The 6,112-nt window shown below is 62.9% G+C and carries 6 protein-coding genes; 4 read left to right on the forward strand and 2 right to left on the reverse strand.

What is annotated here, in order from left to right; translation table 11 throughout:
• The first annotated feature begins 52 nt into the window (after positions 1-52).
• From P8X48_00610 to P8X48_00625, 4 genes are all read left to right on the forward strand, one after another.
• Positions 53-2,257 (forward strand): YgiQ family radical SAM protein, encoded by a 2,205-nt coding sequence (locus P8X48_00610; protein MEJ2105813.1) that lies wholly within the window; start codon positions 53-55, stop codon positions 2,255-2,257.
• A gap of 22 nt (positions 2,258-2,279) precedes the next feature.
• Positions 2,280-2,699, forward strand: a complete 420-nt coding sequence (locus P8X48_00615) for a hypothetical protein (protein ID MEJ2105814.1) — start codon at positions 2,280-2,282, stop codon at positions 2,697-2,699.
• Positions 2,700-2,771: 72 nt separating this feature from the next.
• A complete protein-coding gene (locus tag P8X48_00620; GenBank protein ID MEJ2105815.1) occupies positions 2,772-3,575 on the forward strand; it encodes a methyltransferase domain-containing protein in 804 nt (267 codons plus the stop codon).
• Between the two features lie 183 nt (positions 3,576-3,758).
• Entirely contained in the window at positions 3,759-4,259 is a 501-nt protein-coding gene (locus tag P8X48_00625; protein MEJ2105816.1) for a hypothetical protein, read from the forward strand.
• Between the two features lie 10 nt (positions 4,260-4,269).
• Here P8X48_00625 and P8X48_00630 read toward each other — a convergent pair whose 3' ends face one another.
• Positions 4,270-5,055: an alpha/beta fold hydrolase gene (locus tag P8X48_00630; protein ID MEJ2105817.1), complete on the reverse strand. Its 786-nt coding sequence runs from the start codon at positions 5,053-5,055 to the stop codon at positions 4,270-4,272.
• Positions 5,052-5,990, reverse strand: coding sequence for a hypothetical protein (locus P8X48_00635; protein ID MEJ2105818.1), 939 nt, complete (start codon positions 5,988-5,990; stop codon positions 5,052-5,054). The genes P8X48_00630 and P8X48_00635 overlap by 4 nt, the downstream gene beginning before the upstream one ends.
• Between the last annotated feature and the right edge of the window lie 122 nt (positions 5,991-6,112).

Below are 6,112 nucleotides of genomic sequence, written 5' to 3' on the forward strand. Positions count from 1 at the left end.
TTCTCCCGGCGATACAATCTCCGGCCCCCAGCACCGCCCGCACGTTTATCCCATGAACCCTTCCGCCGCCCCCGACCTGTTTTCTTACCGCAAGTTCTGGCCGCACAAGTTCGGTCCGGCGCCGGTCTTGCCCATGTCACGGGAGGAGATGGACGCACTGGGCTGGGATGCCTGCGACATCATTCTCGTTAGCGGCGATGCCTATGTCGATCATCCCAGTTTCGGCATGGCGGTCATCGGCCGGGTGCTGGAGGCCCAGGGATTCCGCGTCGGTATCATCAGCCAGCCCGACTGGACCGACCCGTCGGGCTTTATGCCCCTGGGCCAGCCGACCCTGTTCTTCGGCGTCACCGCCGGCAATATGGACTCCATGGTCAACCGCTATACCGCGGACCGGAAGATCCGCTCCGACGATGCCTACTCGCCGGGCGGCGAGGGCGGGCGTCGGCCGGACCGCTCGGTGATCGTGTACGCCCAGCGCTGCCGCGAGGCATATAAAGACGTACCCATTATTCTCGGCGGAATCGAGGCCAGCCTGCGGCGCATCGCCCATTACGACTACTGGCAGGACAAGGTGCGTCGCTCTATCCTGCTCGACAGCAAGGCCGACCTGCTGGTGTATGGCAACGCCGAGCGCCAGATCGTAGAAATTGCCCACCGCCTGGCGGCGCGCGAGCCGATCGAGTCGATCCGCGATCTGCGCGGTACCGCCTTTCTTCCGACCGTTGCCCCCGAGGATTGGAGCGAAATCGATTCCAGTCACATCGATACACCGGGGCGGGTCGATACCAAGCCGCACCCTTATGCCATGGGGGATGCCGCCCCGTGCGAACCGGCAGCGGGGGCGGGCGTGCAGACGGTGACGGCACATGCCCGTCGACCGCGCCCGCCGCGCGAGCGCACGGTGATCCGCCTGCCGTCGTTTGAGCAGGTGCGCGACGATCCTGTGCTCTATGCCCATGCCTCGCGCGTGTTTCATCTCGAAACCAATCCCGGCAATGCCCGCGCCATGGTGCAGCGCCACGGCGAACGGGAGCTGTGGCTGAATCCACCGCCGATTCCGCTGACAACGAAAGAGCTGGATGCGATCTACGAACTACCGTTCACACGCCGGCCGCACCCGGCCTACGGCAACGCGCGTATCCCGGCCTACGAAATGATTCGCTTCTCTGTTGCCATCATGCGCGGCTGTTTCGGTGGCTGCACCTTCTGTTCCATCACCGAACACGAGGGCCGCATCATCCAGAGCCGCTCCGAAGCATCCATCCTCAGGGAGGTCGAGACAATTCGCGATACCGTGCCCGGGTTCACCGGTATGATCTCTGATCTTGGCGGGCCGACGGCGAACATGTACCGGCTCGCGTGCAAGAGCCGCGAGATCGAGGCCGCCTGCCGCAAGCCCTCGTGCGTGTATCCGGACATCTGCAACAACCTGAATACGGATCACGAGCCGCTGATCCACCTGTACCGCAAGGCGCGCGAGATCCCGGGCATCAAGAAGATCCTGATCGCGTCCGGCCTGCGCTACGACCTGGCGGTACGATCGAAGACCTATATAAAGGAGCTGGCCAGCCATCACGTGGGTGGCTACCTCAAGATCGCACCCGAGCACACGGAGGAGGGCCCGCTTTCCAAGATGATGAAGCCGGGCATCGGCGCCTACGATCGCTTCAAACAGTTGTTCGACCAGTATTCAAAGGAGGCGGGCAAGGAGCAGTACCTGATTCCCTACTTCATCGCCGCCCACCCGGGCACCACCGACGAGGACATGATGCACCTGGCCTTGTGGCTGAAGCGCAACGGTTTTCGCGCCGATCAGGTACAGACCTTCCTGCCTTCGCCAATGGCGGTGGCGACGGCAATGTACTACTCGGGCAAGAACCCGCTGCGCAAGGTGACGCGGACCTCGGAAGACGTGGCGGCGGCAAAGAACCTGCGCCAGCGGCGCCTGCATAAGGCCTTCCTGCGCTATCATGATCCGGACAACTGGCCCAAGTTGCGCCAGGCACTCAAGCGCATGGGCCGCGCCGACCTCATCGGCTACGGCAAGCAGTGCCTGGTCCCGCCGCGACAGCCGGCGGGATACGAGGGAAAGGCCGAAACTCGTGGAGGCGATGTGCGCAAGGGTCGCATCCTCACCCAGCACACCGGTCTGCCGCCGCGCGGCGAATCGAAGCGCAAGCCCAAATCGCGCAAGGGCGCGCGCGGCCACGAAAAACCCGGCAGCCCCGCCGGTCGCGGCAAGCGCCGCCGCTAGCAAGGGCTGATAGACTTCAGGGATGAAGAAGAAACTGAGACCCGTGGTCCAGCAGGAGAAGACCGGCTGCGGTATCGCCAGCGTCGCCGTGCTGGCCGGCCTCACCTACCCACAGGCAAGAAAGCTCGCCGGCAGTCTCGGTATCCATGCCGACGACCGGAAGCTGTGGTCCCGCACCGACTACGTGCGCACCATGTTGCGCAAGCTGGGCATCCGCGCCGACGCGATGGAAACCCCGTTCCGCAGTTGGGGTACTCTTCCCGATTGTGCTCTATTGGCGATCAAGTGGCACCGCGAGAACGGCGTTCCGTTCTGGCACTGGGCGGTGTTCGTGCGCGAAGACGGCCAAGGCCGTGTTCTGGATTCGAGCCTGCGCGTGAAGCAGCATGTGCGCACCGACTTCGGTCGCATAAAGCCAAAGTGGTTCATCGGCGTCCGCTAACTGATCAAAGCAGACACTTGCCAGCTCGATTGGGTATGATCTTTTCATCGTGGATTCAAAGGCCACACGCCGATGGCAGGAATCGAAGAACATTATTCGGCACGGGATATCGAGACGCGCATTCTGTCGGCGCTGCGCGCGGCGGGACTGGATCCGGACCAGCGCCTGGCGCCGGAGGAACTGGGCGCGCTCGATCATTTCCACACCGGTGGCTACCGTGCTTCCCTGCGCCTGCTGGAACTGTCGCGGATTCAGGCCGGGGATCGCGTGCTCGATATCGGCGCGGGTCTGGCGGGTCCGGCGCGCATGCTCGCGGTCAATCCCGGTTGTGATGTCGATTGCATCGAGTTGTCGCGGGACTACTGCACCGGTGCGGCACTACTGAATCGTATCACCGGCCTCGAGGACCGGGTGGCAATCTACGAGGGCAGCGCGCTCGACCAGCCGTTCGGTGGCGATTCATTCGATGCCGCGTGGATGCAGAATGTCGGCATGAATATCGAGGACAAGCGCGGACTGTATAAAGAGGTCTATCGCGTGCTCAAGCCGGGTGGCCGCTTCGCCTTCCAGGAGATGGCGGCCGGCGATACAAACACCTCCTACTTTCCGCTGCCCTGGGCGACGGATCCTTCGGACAACTTCCTGGTTTCGATCGAGGAGATGCACTCGCTGCTCGGCGAGTGTGGCTTCGTTCCCGAGTTCTTCGAGGACGTGAACAGTGTGTCGCCAAGCGGCAAGCCCGACCCGGCGCCGAAGGTGGAGCTGAGCCTGTCCACATACGTCGACGACCTCGCGCAGAAGGCTGAAAATGCCATGCGCAGCGTGAGCGAGGGGCAGATAAGGTTTGTTAGAGGGGTCTTTCGGGCGAACAAGTAGGTTCCGCCGGCACACCCCGGCCGTCGTTGGCTTTCCGCCGCTGCCAAGGACGAATCGCAGTCGTTGTATTGAATTCGGCACGAATTTCCAGGCATCCCCGTGGTCTGAATGAGTTGTGCGCAGGGGGGTCCTGCTGGTCCTTTGTCGCCAATCCATGTTTCCCAAACACCAAGGAGATCGACCATGACCAAGATAGACACCGCATTGCGGATATTCGTGCTGGTTTTCGGAAGTCTGTTTATTTCCGCCGCCAGTGCTGCGCCCCTCAAGGACACGGAGGCGCTGAAAGGGCTCAAGGTGGCCAAGGCGGTATTCCTGATCGACGTAGACAAACCCGGGCGTGTTGCGCACGTATTCAAGACTATCGAACTGACCGACAAGAGCCTGCGTGAACAGGGCGTTAAGCCCCACATCGTGGTGGTGGCTATCGGCCCCTCGGTGGCCTTCCTGACCAGGGACCGGCGTGGCATCGGCTACATGGATGAGCGGGCGGTGTTGGAACTGCAGACAGAGGTTGGCAAACTGGCGAAGATGGCAATTCCCACCAAGGCCTGCGGTGTCGCGATGAAGGGCATGGACGTGCAGCCCGGGGATCTTATCGCCGGGGTTCATCCGGTGGGCAATGGTTTTGTCGAGGCGATCGGCTACCAGACACAGGGATACCAGTTGGTGCCGGTCTACTGAGGTGCCTGGTTCAGGACTCCCGGATATAGCGGCTGGCCCAGGCGGCGATGGCTTCTGCCGCGTACTCGGCGACTACCTGCTTGCTGAGCAGGTGATCGGCCGTATCCAGCGAAATGAAGCTCTTGGGGCAGTGCGCCATGGCGAACAGGTGGTGGGCGTGCTCGATGTCGACCAGCTCGTCCTGTGGCGAGTGCAGGATGAGCAAGGCCTTCTTCAGGTGCTGCAATGCTTCGTCGAGGGAATGCTCCGCCACGTCTTCGAGGAACTGCCTGGTAATCGTGAACGGTTGACCGCCAATTTCCACTCGCGCCGACCCCTTTTCGTTTATTTCCTCCACGCGGTCGCGCAATAGATAACGCATGTGGCCCGGGTCGCTTGGAGCGGCGATGGTGACCACGGCGCGGGCATCGGGGATGCGGGAAGCGGCGGCGATGACCGCGGCCCCACCCAGGCTGTGGCCGATGAGCACGTCGGGTGCGCGGTAGTTCTCCCGCAGGTAGTCGGCCGCCGCCACCAGGTCATCGATATTGGAGCTGAAATTGGTGTTGGCGAAATCACCCTCGCTGCTGCCCAGTCCCGTGAAGTCGAAACGCAGCACGGCGAAGCCGCGCGCTGCAAGGGCGCGCGAGATGCGCGTCGCCGTCCCGATATTTTTTCCGCAGGTAAAGCAATGGGCGAACAGGGCGTACGCGCGCACGCCCGATTCGGGTTTTTCCAGCAGAGCGGAAAGCATTTCACCATGGCGATTGGGAAAGCTCAGTTTTTCCCGAACCACGGGGACGTCGACGGCATTCATGTCGATCGATCCGATTCCTTGTTGTTGTCCGCACCCAGGAGCGCGGCGATGGCCAGGCACTCGATGCCGAAGGGTAGATAGCCGGCGTAGCCCAGCAGCGGCATCTGGAACAGGTGGAAACGCTGCACGAAAGACACGTTGTATTCCCAGTGCGCCAGGCTGTAGTAGTTCCACATCTCCCAGAACAGTCCGCAGGCCAGGCCGGCCAGGGCCGCGAGCCAGATGCCGCGCCAGTCGCCGCGAGTGAGGGGCGCGAACACGTGGGCCTCGCCGCGAAGCGCCTGGACCGAGCTCAGGACCAGCAGGGGTGCCACCCACAGCAGCGGAAACAGCCAGTGAGGATAGCGCGCGAGATTGCCGAGGGCGATGGCGGCAAGTACCAGTACCACCGATGCGACAGTGCATGGACGTGGGAGGCGAAGGGGTGCGAATCGGTCCAGCCCGGCGCTGAGGCGGGGGAAGGTGGCGAACAAGTCGCGCGTACCGATCACCGCCGGCAGCACGGTGGAGAACGATACCGTGCCAAAGACCAGATATTCCAGCGTTCCGAACCGGCCGATGCCGGCATACCCCCAATTCTGTACGAACCGATTGAGGAACTCGAAGTACCACCAGAATAGCGCACTGACGGCGAACAGGACGGCCAGGGTCGCGGGCCGTTCGACCATCAGGCTACGGCCGCCACGCCGCCAGGCGAGGGCATTTACGACGACGACGTAGCCCAGCCAGACCGGAGCAAAGGTGTGACGCTGCAACGGCGCCATCCAGTCAAAGCGGGTCCAGGCGAGGAGCCAGGCAATGGCAAGCCAGGCAAGGCCGACCCAGCCCCACCACGGGAAGTGCCGGCCGCTGTTTGGGTGGGTACGGATGTTTGTCTGTGAACGCAATACATGGAGTAGCAGCGGACCGACCACCAGCAGCACGAACAGGGCCATGGACCAGAACACCGGCCACGAGAACGGCGCCGGGTACGCGGGCCGTGGGGTCGGGGGAAATTCCAGAAATGGCTGGAGCCGCAAGCCGGAGGTGAGTACGCCGAGCAATGGCAAGCCAACAA

It is taken from the genome of Acidiferrobacteraceae bacterium (genome assembly GCA_037388825.1).
In the GTDB taxonomy this organism is placed as follows: Bacteria; Pseudomonadota; Gammaproteobacteria; order Acidiferrobacterales; family JAJDNE01; genus JARRJV01.

What these genes read in the sequence shown, in the direction of transcription:
- P8X48_00615 (MEJ2105814.1), top strand. Translation starts at nt 2,280, where the DNA reads ATGAAGAAGAAACTGAGACCCGTGGTCCAGCAGGAGAAGACCGGCTGC.
- P8X48_00625 (MEJ2105816.1), top strand. Translation starts at nt 3,759, where the DNA reads ATGACCAAGATAGACACCGCATTGCGGATATTCGTGCTGGTTTTCGGA.
- P8X48_00630 (MEJ2105817.1), bottom strand. Translation starts at nt 5,055, where the DNA reads ATGAATGCCGTCGACGTCCCCGTGGTTCGGGAAAAACTGAGCTTTCCC.
- P8X48_00620 (MEJ2105815.1), top strand. Translation starts at nt 2,772, where the DNA reads ATGGCAGGAATCGAAGAACATTATTCGGCACGGGATATCGAGACGCGC.
- P8X48_00635 (MEJ2105818.1), bottom strand. Translation starts at nt 5,990, where the DNA reads ATGGCCCTGTTCGTGCTGCTGGTGGTCGGTCCGCTGCTACTCCATGTA.
- P8X48_00610 (MEJ2105813.1), top strand. Translation starts at nt 53, where the DNA reads ATGAACCCTTCCGCCGCCCCCGACCTGTTTTCTTACCGCAAGTTCTGG.